Source organism: Roseovarius sp. JB2-10 (assembly GCF_055693585.1).
This window is the reverse complement of record NZ_CM146337.1, coordinates 2410232-2425285: the sequence shown is the minus strand read 5'-3', so window position 1 is coordinate 2425285 and position 15054 is coordinate 2410232. Positions and strand designations below refer to the sequence as shown.

Sequence of the window (15054 nt, the reverse complement as noted above, 5' to 3'; positions counted from 1 at the left end):
TATCGCTAGCGCATGATACTCATCTTGGCCAGAGGCACGTGAGATCAGGAGGTCTTGCCGCTGGTTTTCATCGGGCCCAGAAGTTCCGAGAACATCGACAACCATTCGCGCGGGAATGTGTCGGGCACAACGCAGTTCAAATAACACCGCCGACTTTGAACCAGCAAATAGACCGGGTCGGACTCGCGCACCGGCTGGGTCATGGGCTGCCCGGTTTTTTCGAGTTCTGTCAGCGCTCTTTCAAGATAGATCTTTTTGCCGTCGCCGGTTCTCTTCATCGCCTCGACCGAATAATGCGCCGCGAGTATCGCATCGAGCGGCGGACGGCGATGCCCGGCAAACGCCGGCCCCTTATGGGCGCCATGGTCATCATTGGCACTCACGTCATTGGGAAAAAGAAACCGGCCTGTATCGGCCAGGCTGGACAGTTTCGAGCTTAACTTGTCCAGCTCGCGCATATCCGGCTTGCCGCCATCAGTACAGGCCTGAACAGCCAGAGCTTCGGATACTGTGTCGAAGAATTTCTCCGAAAAATCGATGATTTCACTGCGGTACTCCGCCAGCAATGCATATTGCTGCGAACGTTTTTCCCGCCGTCGCAAGGCGCTGCCGATGGCGATACCGACGGCGGCGATCACAAAGCCCGATACCGCTGAAACCGCATCCCAGCCTATGGTTCCAAGCGCGAAGGTGATTGTGGGTAATTCCAAGTCGCTATCCAAAAATCATGCAAACCTGCGCCAAAGCTGCCAGCAAGCCATGCCTCTTGTCCAGCGATGTTTTGACCCGGAGGCGCGGGTTTACCGCACCTTGAGCGTGGCCAATCCGATCATTGCCAGGATCAGTGCGATGATCCAGAACCGGATGACGATCTGCGGCTCGGCCCATCCCTTTTTCTCATAGTGATGGTGGATCGGCGCCATCAGGAAAACGCGTTTACCCGTGCTTTTGAAATAGAGCACCTGAATGATCACGCTGAGCGCTTCGACCACAAAAAGCCCGCCCACGATGCCCAGCACAATCTCGTGCTTGGCGGCAACCGCAATGGCCCCCAACGCACCGCCCAGAGCCAGCGAGCCGGTATCGCCCATGAAGACGGCCGCCGGCGGCGCGTTGTACCACAAGAACCCAAGCCCGCCGCCACAAAGCCCCGCGACAAAGACCATGATTTCACCGGTCCCCGGCACGTAATGCACGTCCAGATATTCGGTGAAGTCAACGCGCCCGACAGCATAGGCAATCAGGCCCAACGTGCCCGCCGCGATCATCACCGGCATGATGGCCAATCCATCCAAACCATCGGTCAGGTTCACAGAGTTCGCAGCCCCCACAATGACAAACATGGCGAAGGGAATGAAGAAGTATCCCATGTTGATCAGCGTGTCTTTAAAGACCGGCAGGGCAAGTTTGTATTGCAGCGCCTCGGGATGCGCCAGCGTGGCCCAATAGGCGGCAATCCCGGCAATCAGGAACCCCAGCCCAAGGCGCAATTTGCCAGGTACGCCCGAGACGGTTTGTTTCGACACCTTGGCGTAGTCATCCAGAAATCCGATCATGCCAAAGGACATCGTAACAAAAAGAACAAGCCAAATGAACGGGTTATCAAGACGTGCCCATAGGATGGTCGAGGTCAGAAGCGCGCCCACAATCAACAAACCGCCCATCGTGGGCGTGCCTGCCTTTACGAAATGGCCCTCGGGGCCGTCATCACGAATGGGTTGACCCTTGCCCTGTTTGCGGCGCAACACGTTGATCAGGGGTTTGCCGAAGATGAAGCCGAACACAAGCGCCGTCAGAAACGCCCCGCCCGAACGGAACGTGATGTAGCGAAACAGGTTGTAGAAATCCCCACCATCCGACCACAACGTCAACCAATAGAGCATCTATGCGTCCCCTCTCTGGGCGTCTTTTTGGGTGTCGAGCACCCTGCCCGCCTTGCGCAGGGCATCCACCACCAGGCTGACACGGCTGCCTTTGGAGCCTTTGACCAGCACCACATCGCCTGCGTCGATGATGCGATGGGCCTGTTCTGCCAATTCTTCGGCAGTGTCAACCTGCCGACCCCGTATTGGCTCGGGCAGTGCCTGCCAGAGCGTCTGCATCCGCGGCCCCACGCAGTGGATCACGTGCAGCGCGCTGATATAGGGCAGATCAGCGATGTCGCGATGCAGGGCGGATTCCTCGGAACCCAGTTCCAGCATGTCGCCCAGAATGGCGATCCGCCGGCCCTTGGCCACGCGACCGATATCATCGCTTGGGGTTGCCGCCGCCAGGACTTCCAGAGCTGCAGCCATTGACGTTGGGTTTGCGTTAAAGGCGTCATCGATCAGGTCGATGGTCTTGTTTTCCTCGACCTCGTCGAGCGCAATGATTTCGCGCGTGCCGCGCCCTGCCGGTGGCACCCACCCCGCAATGTCCACGGCCGCCATGCCGCAATCACCGTCCAACGCGTCAACCGCCGCCAGAACCGCCAGCCCGTTCATTGCGAAATGTCGACCGGCACTGTTGATCTTGAAGAGCACCGGATCGTCCCGCAACAGCGCCTGCACAATGGTTCTGTCATTGCTCAGGGTCACGTTCGACAGGGCGAAATCCGCGTCCGTCTCTCCAAAAGTCACGATGCGGGCACCGACATGGTTGGCCTTTTCGGTCAAAATCGGCGTGGTATCGAGATCTGCGTTGATGATCGCAACACCACCCGGTTCCAGCCCGTCAAAGATCGCCGCCTTTTCACGGGCAATGCCGCTGATATCGTCAAACGCCTCAAGATGCGCGGCGGCCACCGTGGTGATCATCGCCACGTGCGGGCGCGCCATACGCGCCAAAGGGGCAATTTCACCGGGGTGGTTCATGCCGATTTCGATCACTGCAAACTGCGTATCCACCGGCATCCGCGCCAACGTCAGCGGCACGCCCCAATGGTTGTTGTAACTGGCCTCGGCCGCATGGGTCTTACCCTGGGATTTCAGCACGTCGCGCAGCATTTCCTTGGTCGATGTCTTGCCCACGGACCCTGTGACAGCCACAACACGGGCCTCGGTGCGGGCGCGTGCCGCCTCACCCAGTTTTTCCAATGCGGGCAACACGTTATCAACAATCAGGAGCGGTGCATCCGCCGCCACGTCGTCCGGAATATGGCTGACCATCGCGGCCGCGGCACCCTTGGCCAGGGCTTGTGCTACAAATTCATGGCCGTCGCGAATGTCCTTGAGCGCAACAAAAAGATCGCCGGGTGCAAGCGTGCGTGTGTCGATGGAAACGCCGGATGCCTGCCAATCGCCTTGGGATTTTCCGCCAGTGGCCGTTGCGGCGTCAGCAGCGGTCCAAAGGCTCATGCCAGACCTCCGTCCAACGCGGCCACAGCCACGCTGGCCTGTTCGCTGTCATCAAAGGGCAGAATGTCATCGCCCACGATCTGGCCGGTTTCGTGCCCTTTGCCGGAAATCAACAAGGCATCGCCAGGGCCAAGCGCATCGACCCCGCGCAGGATCGCCTCGGCCCGGTCACCTACATTGGTGGCCTCGGGGCAGCCTTGCATCACTGCCGCGCGGATGCTGGCGGGATCTTCGGAGCGGGGGTTGTCATCGGTCACGATCACCAGATCGGCGTTATCCGCCGCAGCCTGACCCATCAGGGGCCGCTTGCCGGGGTCGCGATCCCCACCCGCACCGACAATGGCAATCAAACGGCCCATCACATGAGGGCGCAGCGCCTGGAGCGCCGTGGCCACCGCATCAGGTGTGTGGGCATAATCCACAAAGACCGTTGCACCGTTCTCGCGCGTCGCAGCCAGTTGCATCCGGCCCCGCACGGTTTTCATATGCGGCAAGGTCTCGAACACACGGTCCGGATCTGCGCCCGCGCCAATGCAAAGCCCCGCCGCCAGAAGCAGGTTTTCGCCCTGAAAACCTCCGATCAGGTCCAGTTTCATCTGGTGGACTTCGCCGTGCCAGGCAAAGCGCACGCGCTGGCCCGTTGCCTCATAGCGTTGATCGGCCAGATGCAGATCAGCCCCCTCATCGCGGCCTACGGTGATGATACCCTGACCGCGCGCCTGCGCGATTGCCAGCATATCGGTGCCGCGGCTGTCATCGATGTTGATCACGGCGGTGCCATCCTCGGGCAAAACGCGGGCAAAAAGCCCGGCCTTGGCGGCAAAATACTCTTCAAAATCCGCGTGGTAATCCAGATGATCCTGGGTGAAATTGGTAAATCCCGCCGCCTGAATGCGCACGCCGTCCAGCCGCCGTTGTTCTAACCCGTGGCTCGACGCTTCCATCGCCGCATGGGTCACGCCTGCCCCCTCGGCTTCCGCCAGAACGCGGTGCAGCGTGATGGGTTCGGGCGTGGTGTGCATCAAGGGCGCGGTATAAGCACCCTCAACGCCGGTGGTACCCAGGTTGACCGCATCCAGACCCAGCTCGGTCCAGATCTGGCGCGCGAAACTGGCGACGGAGGTTTTGCCATTGGTGCCCGTCACGGCCACCATCACCTCTGGCTGCGCCTCGAACCACAAGGCGGCGGCAAAGGCCAGCGTCTGGCGCGGATCTTCAGCCAGGATCAGCGCGGCCTCGCTTTCGGCCAGCACTTCGTGTGCGATGCGGGCGCCATGTGTGTCGGTCAAAATGGCCGCAGCCCCCATGCGCAGCGCATATTGGATAAATTCGCCGCCATGCACGCGGGTACCGGGCAATGCCGCAAACAGATAACCATCTTTGACATCACGGCTATCCACCGCGAGCCCGGTCACGTCCGCCTTGCGTCCGGCCTGGGCCGTCAAGCCCAGTTCTGCCAGTGATCTACTCTGCCCCACCACCGAATTCCCCTAACCTTTGGGTCAATTGGATGTAAGGGTTATACTGCCTAACGCAGCAGGTTCAATCACAGGGCGCAATCCCAGAAGCGGCGCCACCCGGCGAATAACCTCGGCGGCAACGGGCACTGCGGTCCAGCCAGCGGTCCGGCGCGGTTCCCGACCCGAGGTTTCAACAGGTTCATCCAGCGTCACGACCAACACGTAGCGCGGGTCATGGGCGGGAAAAAAGCTGGCGAAGGTCGCGATGACCTTGTCCTTGTGGTACCCGCCCCCGCGTTCCTTGGGCTTGTCGGCAGTGCCGGTTTTACCAGCCACCGCATAGCCTTCGACCTCGCCAAAACTGGCCGTGCCTTCTGTCACCACTTCGCGCAGCATTTTGCGCGCCGCTGCGGCAGAGCGTTCGGACATCACTCGCGGCCCCAACTGGCCGCGTGGTTGCTTCAGCAATGTCGGCGTGACCAGCGTGCCGCCATTGGCAATCGCCGCATAGCCCGAGGCCAGATGCAGCGGGCTGGTCGACAGGCCGTGACCAAAGGAAATTGTCATGGCAGAGAGTTCGGACCATTTCGGCGGCAGGAGTGGTTTGCCGCCTTTGGCCTCGACAATCTCCAGCGGGGTGGCCTCGAAGAACCCCATTTGACGCAAAAATTCCTGTTGCCGTTTGGCGCCGATCATCTGCGCGATGCGGGCCGTGCCGATGTTGGAGGATTTCACGATCACGCCGCTGACGGCTAGCTCTTTGCCATAGTTGTGGAAATCGCGGATCTTGTGCTTGCCCCATGTCAGAGGGCCCTTGATGTCGATCACCGTGGACGGGTTCACCAGCCCCAGATCCATCGCCTGCACCACGGTGAAAATCTTGAATGTGCTGCCCAATTCATAAACGCCCTGCACCGCCCGGTTAAAGAGCGGACTGTCAGACGGGTTGCCCTCTACCGGAGGACGCGGGCGGTTGTTCGGGTCAAAATCTGGCAGGGATGCCAGCGCCAGAAGCTCGCCCGTGTGGATGTCCATCAGCACGGCCGCCGCGCCTTTGGCGTTCATCAGCTTCATGCCACCATAAAGCACGCGTTCGGTGGCGGATTGCACCGACATGTCAATCGACAGCTTCAAGGGTTCGTGACCACGTGCCGGGTCGCGCAGGCGCGCATCAAAATGCTTCTCGACGCCGGCCACACCAATGACTTCGGCCGCATCAACCCCTTCGCGGCCAAAGCTGGCACCGCCCATGACGTGCGCGGCAAGCTTGCCGTTGGGATATAGCCGCATCTCGCGGGGGCCAAACAACAACCCCGGCTCCCCCAACTCATGCACAGCCTGCATTTGCTCAGGGCTAATTTTCTTTTTGATCCACAGGAACTTACGCTTGCCAGTGAAATCCTTGATCAACCGCTCCCGGTCCAGATCAGGGAAGATTTCGACAAGCTTGTCCGCCGCTTTTTGCGGCTCAATCATCTGCTGAGGCTGAGCATAAAGACTATGCGTCTCGAAATTCGTGGCAAGCACGCGCCCCTTGCGATCCACGATGTCAGCGCGCTCAGCAATGATGCTGGCCCCGGCCACGGAACTGCGCGGCTCGCTTGGCTCGGAACTCGCCAGAACACCCATGCGCCCACCCACAACGGCAAAGGCACAAAAGAACATGGCGCCCATGACCAAAAGCCGCCCCTCGGCGCGGCTGCGCGCCTTGTCGCGCATTTCTTCATGGCGCAGACGGATGTTTTCGCGCTCGATCGCATCCGGGTTTTCACCCTTGTTGCGGGCATCCAGAATACGGGCCAGCGGGCGCAGAGGCGTTCGGATCATTCGGTGGGCTCCAGATTGATAACGTCAACAGGATTGGTGATCGGCAACGTCTCCTCAGGCGGGTAGGCCACCTGATCGATCTTGCCGAATTGCGAGGGCTGCAGATGCAACAGCCCGAGCTTGTCAAAATTGATTTCTGCCAGATCGCGCAACCGGTCGGGGCGGTTCAGATAAGCCCATTCAGCGTTCAGGACCCGCAGACGCTGGCGCGCCTGACTGATCTCGCGCTGCAGCGTTTCAGCCTCGCTCAGAGCTTCCTGGGTTTCATAGTTTTCATGATACGCCCAGAAGGCCAAACCAATCACCAGACAGGCGGTCATCCCAAGGAAAAAACTACGCATTACATGTCCCCTTTCAGTTGCGGCATGCCGATCGCTTTGCGATCTGTTGTGCCGGGTGCCGCGTCGGTGCGGATGGCAACGCGCAGCTTGGCGCTACGTGCGCGTGGATTGACCGATAGTTCGGTCTTGTCGGGCCCGATGGCCTTGCGGCTCTTGAGCGTGAATTGTGGCGCACTGACCGCCGTGGCCGGCGCATGACGGCTACCGCGCCCGCCCCCATCGGCACGCGCCTGCAGGAACCGTTTGACCATCCGGTCTTCGATCGAGTGGAAGGTCACAACCGCCAACTGCCCTTGTGGCTTCAGCGCACGTTCGGCTGCCTCCAGCCCGCCGATCAATTCACCATATTCATCGTTCACCGCAATGCGTATCGCCTGAAAGCTACGTGTGGCCGGGTGGGCCTGTCCGGGCTTGGCGCGCGGGAGGCATTTTTCAATGATTTCTGCCAGTTGCAGCGTCGTGTTGATCGGCGCGTCGGCACGGGCCTTGACGATGGCGCGCGCAATGCGACGGCTGGCGCGTTCTTCGCCGTAGAGATAGAGAATATCGGCCAGTTCGCCTTCGGATGCGTTGTTGACCAGATCGGCCGCGGTTCGCCCCTCCTGGCTCATCCGCATGTCCAGCGGGCCGTCCTTCATGAAGGAGAATCCGCGCTCGGCCTGATCAAGCTGCATCGAACTGACACCCAGATCCAGCACCACGCCATCCAGATCGCTGGCATGATCATCCATCTGCGAAAAGACACTTTCGACCAGCTCCAACCGGTTGCCATATGTGCCCGCCCAGGGGGCAGCCAGATCAAAGGCCAGCGGGTCGCGGTCGATCCCGATCACCTTGTCTGCGCCCGCATCCAGCAAGGCACGGGAATACCCACCCGCGCCAAACGTGCCGTCCAGCCAGATCCCTTCAATCGGGGAGCAAGCGGCAATCAGCGGCGCGATGAGCACCGGAACATGGGGGATATCGGCGGCAGCACTCCCCATTGATCACTCCCCGCCAGGCGGGCTGATCAAGGTGAGCGGATCGTAATCCTCGGGCATGCCATCGAGCCAGTCATTGGTCTCGGCGGCTTCGACCTCTTCATAGGTCTTGGCGTTCCAGATCTCGAAATAGTCGCCCATGGCAACCATCACCGCCTCGCCTTCCAGACCGATCTGCTGACGCAGACGCTGTGGCAGGACGATGCGACCGTCCTTTTCAATCTCAGTGTCCCAGGATTTGCCCAGGATCAGACGGCTGGCGCGCTTGCGCTCGACCGAGCCGCGGGGAAGTTCACGAATACCGGCTTCGATCTCGGCCATGGCATCTATTGTGTAGGCGTGCAGGCATCCCTTGAGATGGGGCCCATGCAGAACAACCAAGCGCGGTAAAGGATTTTCAGGGCAACGCGGGTCACCATCGGAGAGCACGGCACGAAAATCGGCCGGGATCGACATGCGTCCCTTGCCGTCAACCTTCTGGTTGAATTCGCCTCTGAAGCTCAGAACCACTGTCCCGCTGGCCTCTCTCTCCCCCAATTACCTCGTTAAAACGAAACGGCGGATTGAGCTGCTGCCACTGCCCAATCCGCCGCCCTCGTCCCGCTATGCGGGGTGTGTCCAGCTGCGCGCGCCACCTGGGGGGATGTCTGCTCGCCCGCGCGCCGGATCCTTAGTTTCGATGAAATCGGGGCCTGTATGAAACCTGACTTGGGAGTTTTGTTTCGGGGTTCTAAGTCGCCCCTTATTTTCCCGTCCTCATCGTGGTTATAGGGATGACATGGGAAATCATGGAAATCAACATAAATTTGACCTTTATTGACACATCATCTTGTTTTGAGCGCCCTCCAAAAACAAGATGATGTGGTCAAATTGCTGAATTTTGCACTTCAATTGGTATCTAAATTAAACTAAAACACTATATGTAGATTGCATCAGGCGATTTTTGACTGGGTAAATCGGTACCATAAATTCCCAAAATTTATTCAAAATACCATCGTTACCCATCACATATCGTATGATTTCCCGCGATCACAGCCCTTACATGGGCGCAATCCCACGGCGTGATTCGTTTGGAAAGGGCGGAATCGCAGCAAACACATGTTGTTTCCCACGAATTCCCGGAAATCAGACTTTATGGGGTTAGTCGACGTTCAGCTGAGACAGCTTTTGCGCGCCGGCCTGCAAAACCGGCAAAGCGGTCAGAAGGTCCTCAAGGGTGCGGCGCGGCACCGGCACGTGCACGGATAGGGTGGCCACAAGCCGCCCCTGCCCGTCTGTGACCGGCACCGCAATGGCGGTCATGCCGGTCATGAATTCTTCATTGTCGATCGAATACCCACGCTCCCGCGTGGCCTCGACCTCAGCCCGCAGCTCGTCAGACGACGTGATCGTGCGGTCGGTACAGGTTTCCAACCTGCTGGCCGACAGGAACCCTTCAAGGATCGTTGGTTTGAGCGAGGCCAGATACATCTTGCCGCTGGCGGTGCAATGGAACGGCACCTGTGAGCCCACTGGCAGCTGAATGCGCAATGGCCAATGTGTTTCGACCCGGTCGAGATAGACCATCCCTTCCCGGTCCGGCGTCGCCAGGTTGCAGGTTTCCCCAATCTCTTCGGCGACGGATTTGAGGATGGCCAGGCGCGCAGTGCGCATATGCTGTGAGGAAATGACGTTGACCGCCAGATCACGCAACCGGGGCCCCGGCCCATAGGACCTGCCATCCAGATCGCGTTGTAGAAATCCTTCCGCCTCTGCCGTTTGGAAGAGGCGGTGGACCGTCGGCTTGGGCAGGCCGACCAGTTTGCCAATTGTTGCTGGCTTCACTGGTACGCCTGCCCGTGCGACTTCTTCGAGGATGATAAGCAATCTGAGGTTGGTCGGGATTTGCCCGTCGTTTTCCATCAGATTGCTGCTTTCTTTCGGCATTTCACCCTACTGGTTTGGTAGCAAGAACAGTGCCAATTCAGGTGTCAACGCCACAAGGATCCACACTGCAATCAGAGAGAACAGGTACATCGTTGAGTAGCGCAACAACTTGAAATATGGGACCCCTGTTACACCAGATGCAACGTAAAGGTTCAATCCGTAAGGTGGCGTAATGAACCCAATCGATGCGCCGACGAGGAAGATGACCGAGAAGTGGATCGGATCAACCCCAACGGAGGCCGCGATAGGTGCAAGGATTGGTGCCATGATAATCGTCACCGGAAGACTTTCCAGGATCATACCCGCAACGAACACCATCGCCATCGACGTGAAGAGCACCGGATAGTAGCCGCCCATGCTGGTCACGAAACCACCGATGGTTTCCTGTGCACCCAGAAGGGACAGGATCTGCTGCATCACGACCGATACGGCGATCAGCGGCGCAAGAATACCGGTGATCTGTGCGGACCGTACCACGATTGACGGGATCTCGGGCAATGTGAAGCCTTCGACCACGAACATCGAGGAGATCGATTTTTGATCGATCGGTGTGCTGGAATCAGAGCCCATGAGCTTGTTCAGCGGGTAGCTGATCAGACCCACGATGATACCAAATCCAACTGTCACACCCGCAGCTTCTGTTGGTGAGAACTTACCGGTGTAGATGCCCCAGAGCACAAGACCAATGGCGAAGAAACCCAGCCAGGCGCCAATTGCCGTTTTGACAATGCGCGTCGGGCTGATGTTGATCAGGATGCCCCATTTGTTGAGCGTACACACAACAAAGCAGACCATCATCATGGCCAGAACCATCAGGACACCCGGGATGATACCCGCGAGGAAGAGCTGACCAACCTCAAGGTTCATCAGGAAGCCGTAGACGATGAAGATGATCGACGGTGGAATGATGATCCCGACTGTACCACCCGCCGCCGCGGTTGCCGCGGAGAAGCGTTCGTCATAGCCGCCTTTGACCATTTCAGGATGCAGCATCGAACCGATTGTCGCCGTGGTCGCCGAGTTCGATCCGGAGATCGCGGCGAAGAGGCCACAGGCCCCGATGGAGGCCATTGCCAGACCGCCGCGCAACCAGCCCAGACAGGCATAGGCATAATCGGACAGTCGTTTGGCGATCCCGGACTTGTTGATCAAGTCACCGGTCAGGATAAAGAGCGGCATCGCCAAGAGCGCGAACCCGTCTTTGAAGACGTTGAGCATCTCTGCGCCGGTGTTGTCCAGCGTCAGGTCGAGAACAAAGCTACAGCCCACAACCCAGTAGAAGATGATCAACAGAACCGGTGTGCCAAGCATAAAGAGAAAGGTCACGCCGAGCGAGATGAGTGTAATCCATGTTCCGTCGGTCATCAGACATCTCCCCCGATTACGGCTTGTTGAATAAGCGGTTTGCCTTCCCGGAAGTTCGCAAGATCTTCAAGCGTGTTTTCCAGAACGCGACCGGCCATCATGATGAAGCAAATCGGCATGGTCACCAGGAACCACCAACGCATGACGTTGTCGGTGCCCAAAACGATGGCGAAGTTGTCATAGGTGTTCACGGTCACGCGTGCCGTTGTCGTGACAACGATGATGCAGAAAATGAACCACAACACATTGTCCAGCATCAGGCATGTCAATTGACCCGAGCGGCCCATTTTGGTGCGGAATTCGCTGAAACTCAAATGCGTCCGCAGCTTGACGTTATAGGAACATCCGTACCACGCCATGATCATGAACAGGAGCGGCGGGATCGTCGTGGACCACGGCACCTGGGACGCAAAGACAAAGCGCTGGATCACACCTACAAAGATGATCAACGCGATGATGATATAGGTATAGACAATGACGGCCCGTTCGAAATTTCGATCAATCCAGGGCACTTTTTTGTACATGAAATACGTCAGTATGGCGCCAATAACTGTCAACGGCCCAAAAACAAACCATGCGGCATCTGATCGGTATGCCTGAACTACTTTGAAGTTAATGTCTCCACTCAGTGTCGCACTGACGATGGTGACCATGTCAGACCAGATAGACATCTGTTGCCCTCCCTAATTTGTTTTACTCGATGCTGCCCCAAACTCCCTGCAAGATCAAAGTACTTTTGGGAAAATGTTGAAATTCCGAAGGCTTGTGCCTCGTATTGGACAAAACCCGGAACGCATACATCTAGAGAAACTTGGTTCAGTTAAAAAAAACCGGCCCCTGATCCAGGGCCGGCTCTCTTTATCTGCGAAGCCTGTATTAGGCTTTCCACCAACGACGTGGTTCCACGTTTTCTGGCAACGTATCTTCTTCAATCTCACGCGCAATGTCGTAGATTTCCTGATACGTGTCCTGACCACCGGACCAGCCGTTGAGGCGCTCGCGCCACTCTTCCCAAAGCTGGGGCTGGAACTCTGGCGAGCACATTTCTTCGGCTTTCCGGCGCTCTTCCTTCGAAAGGAAGGCGTTGCGGACGTTGTTTTGCGCAAAGATTGTGCTCGGCAGTTGTGGATCCGACAGACCAACGGTCTTGACCAGAGCCGCTTCGTTCGCCGCCTGCACGTGTGTCTGTGCCCAGTAGGAGCTTTCCAGAACTGCATCCTGCAACTCGCCCGAGAGACCATCGAACACGCCTGCGTTCATGGCGGTGTGCTCGGTGCCGCAGAAGAAGTCGAGATGGACAGACTGGGAAACAACCGGAGACATGTTGGCATATGCCACGGCCGAGGCCCATGTTTCCGCACCATCGATCAGGCCCTGCTTCAGACCGTCGAGTGTTTCTTCCCAAGCCACTGGAACCGGGTTCAGGTTCAGAGCTGTCATCGCAATACGACCCAGCTGTGTGCCCGTGACGCGGTTTTTGGTGCCGAAGAGTTCTTCCACACTGGTGACCGTTGGCTTGTCTTCCCATGCCAGACCCAACTGGATCCCGCGCAATTCAGCGTGGCTGAAGAGGAATTTCAGGCCGTGACGCTTTTCGTAAGGGTCACGCAGCAAGTTCACGGATTTTGGATGATACAGGAAGTGGTACTGATCCGCCCGGTTCCGGAACATGAATGCATAGTCCAGAACGTTCAGGTACGGCGCACCGCCCGCTGAGTTCTGAGTCGATGCCGCGTAGATGTCCACAATCCCTTGCTGCGCTTTTTCAACGCAAGACACCTGACCACAGATCTGATTGTCGCCGATAAACTCGACGCGAATCTCACCATCGGTACGTGATTCGAGGTCACGAGCGAATTCCAGCGCACCGGCGCGTTCGATCAAAAGGTTGCGCGCGTTGAAGCCAGAAGCGCCGAATTTCAGCGTGTGTTTTGGCTCTTTCGCGAAGCGCTTTTCGTATGTCGATTCTGCCGCAGAAGCCAAGTTTGCAAGGCTCATCGCCCCGCCAAAGCTACCTGCTGCGAGCAAAGTCGAGCTCATACCGTAGCGCCCGGCGACTTTGAACAAGTCGCGTCGCGATAGGTGGTTGATCTTGTTGTGTGTTCCCATAGTTTCCTCCCTGGGTTTCATTGAATGAGACTTTTAGTTTCAAAAAACACTAGCTTATTTTTTCCAACCTGCCTAGAATTATTTTGAATCTTTTAGGAGGGTACCAGATGGACGCGGATTTCATAGTCATTGGTGCAGGGTCCGCCGGATGTGTTTTAGCTAATCGTTTAAGTGCTGACCCAAAGAACAAAGTTATCTTGCTTGAAGCCGGGGGGCGTGACCTTAACCCTTGGATTCATATCCCTGTTGGATACTTCAAAACCATTCACAACCCGTCGGTTGATTGGTGTTACAAGACCGAGCCTGATCCAGGGCTTAACGGGCGGTCCATCGAATGGCCGCGCGGCAAGGTGCTGGGCGGTTCATCCTCGCTGAACGGGTTGCTCTATGTCCGGGGCCAGCCCGAGGATTACGAACGCTGGCGCCAGATGGGGAACAAGGGCTGGGGCTGGGATGATGTCCTGCCCCTCTTCAAACGCGCTGAAAACAATGAACGCGGCGCGGATGAATTCCACGGCGACAGCGGGCCTTTGTCCGTGTCGAATATGCGCATCCAGCGTCCGATCACCGATGCCTGGGTCGCGGCAGCGCAGGCGGCCGGGTATGAATTCAATCCCGACTACAATGGCGCCAGCCAGGAAGGCGTTGGCTTTTTCCAGCTGACGGCCAAAAACGGGCGGCGCTGCAGCTCGGCGGTAGCCTATCTCAAACCGGCCCGTGGCCGTGAGAACCTCAAGATCATTACCCACGCCCAGGTCGACAAGATCGAGATCACCGACGGGCGGGCGACAGGCGTCAGTTACAAGGACCGCAGCGGCACGGTGCAAACGGTCAATGCGCGGCGCGAGATCGTGCTCAGCGGCGGCGCCATCAACTCGCCCCAGCTTCTGATGGTCTCGGGTATCGGCGAGGCCGAACAGTTATCGGAACACGGCATCGACGTGATCAAGGATCTGCCCGGTGTCGGCAAAGGGATGCAGGACCACCTGCAGGCGCGTTTGGTCTACAAATGCAATGAACCCACACTGAACGACGAGGTCAGCAGCCTCTTTGGACAGGCCAAGATTGGTCTCAAGTACCTGATGTTCCGGGCAGGTCCGATGACCATGGCCGCCAGTCTGGCCACCGGGTTCCTCAAGACCAACGAAGATCAGGAAACGCCTGACATTCAGTTCCATGTACAACCGCTTTCAGCGGAGAATCCCGGCAAAGGTGCAGACAAGTTTTCAGCCTTCACCATGTCGGTCTGTCAGCTGCGGCCCGAAAGCCGGGGCGAAATCAGGCTGAACAGCGCTGATCCGCGCACCTATCCCAAGATCATTCCGAATTATCTCTCGACGGAAACAGATTGCCGGACGGTGGTGGCGGGCGTGAATATCGCACGTACCATCGCGCGCCATGCGCCTTTGACCTCGAAAATATCCGAGGAGTTCCGGCCCCATGCGGATCTGGACATGGATGATTACGACGCCACGCTCGATTGGGCGCGCAACAATACGGCGTCGATTTATCACCCAACCGGCACCTGCAAGATGGGCAGCGGTAAAGATGCGGTGGTGGATGAAAAGCTGCGCGTGCATGGCATTCAGGGCCTGCGCGTGGCGGATTGTTCGATCATGCCGGAAATCGTGTCGGGCAACACCAACGCGCCTGCGATCATGATCGGCGAAAAGGCGAGTGATCTGATACTGGCGGACGCCTAGACGCCACC

At 58.1% G+C, this 15054-nt stretch carries 13 protein-coding genes; 1 reads left to right on the top strand and 12 read right to left on the bottom strand.

Annotation, left to right across the window (positions count from 1 at the left end):
* Positions 1-44 precede the first annotated feature (44 nt).
* From ACZ1HJ_RS12200 to ACZ1HJ_RS12145, 12 genes are all read right to left on the bottom strand, one after another.
* Entirely contained in the window at positions 45-710 is a 666-nt protein-coding gene (locus ACZ1HJ_RS12200) for a hypothetical protein (RefSeq protein WP_472718937.1), read from the bottom strand.
* A gap of 90 nt (positions 711-800) precedes the next feature.
* A complete protein-coding gene (gene mraY / locus ACZ1HJ_RS12195) occupies positions 801-1883 on the bottom strand; it encodes a phospho-N-acetylmuramoyl-pentapeptide-transferase (protein WP_472718936.1) in 1083 nt (360 codons plus the stop codon).
* Positions 1884-3335 (bottom strand): UDP-N-acetylmuramoyl-tripeptide--D-alanyl-D-alanine ligase, encoded by a 1452-nt coding sequence (locus tag ACZ1HJ_RS12190; protein ID WP_472718935.1) that lies wholly within the window; start codon positions 3333-3335, stop codon positions 1884-1886. It abuts the gene before it with no gap.
* Positions 3332-4813, bottom strand: coding sequence for a UDP-N-acetylmuramoyl-L-alanyl-D-glutamate--2,6-diaminopimelate ligase (locus ACZ1HJ_RS12185; protein ID WP_472718934.1), 1482 nt, complete (start codon positions 4811-4813; stop codon positions 3332-3334). Before ACZ1HJ_RS12185 ends, ACZ1HJ_RS12190 begins: the two co-directional genes overlap by 4 nt.
* A 24-nt stretch (positions 4814-4837) precedes the next feature.
* Positions 4838-6622: a peptidoglycan D,D-transpeptidase FtsI family protein gene (locus tag ACZ1HJ_RS12180; RefSeq protein WP_472718933.1), complete on the bottom strand. Its 1785-nt coding sequence runs from the start codon at positions 6620-6622 to the stop codon at positions 4838-4840.
* On the bottom strand, positions 6619-6963 hold the full coding sequence (gene ftsL / locus ACZ1HJ_RS12175; RefSeq protein WP_472718932.1) for a cell division protein FtsL: 345 nt from the start codon (positions 6961-6963) through the stop codon (positions 6619-6621). The genes ACZ1HJ_RS12180 and ftsL overlap by 4 nt, the downstream gene beginning before the upstream one ends.
* Positions 6963-7946: a 16S rRNA (cytosine(1402)-N(4))-methyltransferase RsmH gene (rsmH, locus tag ACZ1HJ_RS12170; protein ID WP_472718931.1), complete on the bottom strand. Its 984-nt coding sequence runs from the start codon at positions 7944-7946 to the stop codon at positions 6963-6965. The genes ftsL and rsmH overlap by 1 nt, the downstream gene beginning before the upstream one ends.
* A gap of 3 nt (positions 7947-7949) precedes the next feature.
* A complete protein-coding gene (locus ACZ1HJ_RS12165) occupies positions 7950-8453 on the bottom strand; it encodes a division/cell wall cluster transcriptional repressor MraZ (protein ID WP_472718930.1) in 504 nt (167 codons plus the stop codon).
* Positions 8454-9083: 630 nt separating this feature from the next.
* The gene (locus ACZ1HJ_RS12160; protein ID WP_472718929.1) at positions 9084-9869 is read right to left on the bottom strand and encodes an IclR family transcriptional regulator; all 786 of its coding nucleotides are present in this window, start codon (positions 9867-9869) and stop codon (positions 9084-9086) included.
* A gap of 6 nt (positions 9870-9875) precedes the next feature.
* Positions 9876-11234 carry a TRAP transporter large permease gene (locus ACZ1HJ_RS12155; protein WP_472718928.1) on the bottom strand — a complete coding sequence of 453 codons (1359 nt, stop codon included), beginning with the start codon at positions 11232-11234 and terminating at the stop codon, positions 9876-9878.
* The gene (locus tag ACZ1HJ_RS12150; RefSeq protein ID WP_472718927.1) at positions 11234-11905 is read right to left on the bottom strand and encodes a TRAP transporter small permease; all 672 of its coding nucleotides are present in this window, start codon (positions 11903-11905) and stop codon (positions 11234-11236) included. The genes ACZ1HJ_RS12155 and ACZ1HJ_RS12150 overlap by 1 nt, the downstream gene beginning before the upstream one ends.
* A 205-nt stretch (positions 11906-12110) precedes the next feature.
* A complete protein-coding gene (locus ACZ1HJ_RS12145) occupies positions 12111-13343 on the bottom strand; it encodes a TRAP transporter substrate-binding protein (RefSeq protein WP_472718926.1) in 1233 nt (410 codons plus the stop codon).
* Between the two features lie 107 nt (positions 13344-13450).
* Here ACZ1HJ_RS12145 and ACZ1HJ_RS12140 point away from each other — a divergent pair, with 107 nt between their 5' ends.
* A complete protein-coding gene (locus tag ACZ1HJ_RS12140) occupies positions 13451-15046 on the top strand; it encodes a GMC family oxidoreductase (RefSeq protein WP_472718925.1) in 1596 nt (531 codons plus the stop codon).
* Positions 15047-15054 lie beyond the last annotated feature (8 nt).